2 protein-coding genes are annotated in these 1,189 nt (G+C 50.8%); both read right to left on the reverse strand.

Annotation, left to right across the window (positions count from 1 at the left end):
* Positions 1-170: 170 nt before the first annotated feature.
* Positions 171-461 carry a hypothetical protein gene (locus KDK15_RS15740; protein WP_257296337.1) on the reverse strand — a complete coding sequence of 97 codons (291 nt, stop codon included), beginning with the start codon at positions 459-461 and terminating at the stop codon, positions 171-173.
* A gap of 52 nt (positions 462-513) precedes the next feature.
* Complete coding sequence (locus KDK15_RS15745) at positions 514-1,179, reverse strand: hypothetical protein (protein WP_257296338.1); 666 nt, start codon at positions 1,177-1,179, stop codon at positions 514-516.
* Between the last annotated feature and the right edge of the window lie 10 nt (positions 1,180-1,189).

Raw genomic sequence — 1,189 nt, forward strand, 5'->3', positions numbered from 1 at the left:
TTTTGAATAGGTTCGAGTAACTATAGATAGGTTTTTGTTAACTGCAACAAGCCCCATGCTTTTTCTGATTGGACAGGTTTTTAGCCTCATCCCATTCAAAATTACTTTCAGACATCAAACAATCATAGCCGGAATATGGCTATATAGCCATATCGGTGTACCACCTTACGCTACCTGCTTCCCGCTGCCCACTCTCCGAAAAAAGCACCTGACTTATCTTTTTCGGATAGCGGGCGGCGGGAAGTGCCCGAAGGGCAATAGCGAGCGATTAATGCCAACGCCATCATCACCACAAAATAAGCCGCATTGGAAGGGATCTGCAGATTAAAATCCACCGATGAGTGAATCATAATGGCCAGAATCCCCATAAATGTGGTAAAGCCCATGCCAATCATCATCCGGTTACGACGCAAGCACATGGCGGCAATAGCATGCCAGGCTGCCGCCAGCACCATCATCATCGCCAGAATGGCATAGGCGGGTATACCAAACTCCAGGGGGAATTGCAGAAAATCAATATGGGCGAGATCGTAAAAGCCCCGCCAGCTGCTTACGACAGATAACGTACAAAAAGCCGGTAATCATCAAACTGGAGAAAAATGCGGTATTACCCATACGGGAGCGGGATAGCACCAGGCCAATCACCATAATGGCCAGCCCGGTTCGGAGGATCACCTTGCTGCTCATCAGCGTTTTCAGGGTGCGGTGCAGCCACTCCTGCCAGTCGCGGGAAGGTCGTTCATTCAGCTGGGCGACCAGCAGCAGACACAGACAAAACAGCAGATAATAGGCCAGCGCCAGCAACGCCGTAACCTGTGTAGCGAAAGGGTCAAGGGAGAGGGGAAGTAAATCTGGCAGGGGCAACCCCAGTGCCAGATAAGCCTGTGAATGAATATCCCAAGCATGGGGGGAGAGAGCCTTTACCCAATCCACGGGTAACGGCATCTGTTGTATAAACAGCCAGCAGGTGACCAGAATAAACCCGAGATGAAACCAGCGAGCCTTTTGGAAGGCAAGGGTCACTGGCAGCCGGTGCAGGGCATAACCCAGCAACCAAAACAACGCCAGCCCGTAAACCAGCATCATCAAAATCCCCATCGCCCACTCGGGCTTACTGCCTTCAGGCAAAAGCAGCCAGAACATCACCGCCAACAGCGGCCAGAACAATTTTTTAGACATTCGTTATTTT

It is taken from the genome of Endozoicomonas sp. YOMI1 (assembly GCF_024606345.1).
In the GTDB taxonomy this organism is placed as follows: Bacteria; Pseudomonadota; Gammaproteobacteria; order Pseudomonadales; family Endozoicomonadaceae; genus Endozoicomonas.

Bases quoted from the DNA above. Each gene is read 5' to 3' on its own strand.
- KDK15_RS15740 (WP_257296337.1), bottom strand. From the start codon at position 461: ATGATGATGGTGCTGGCGGCAGCCTGGCATGCTATTGCCGCCATGTGC.
- KDK15_RS15745 (WP_257296338.1), bottom strand. From the start codon at position 1,179: ATGTCTAAAAAATTGTTCTGGCCGCTGTTGGCGGTGATGTTCTGGCTG.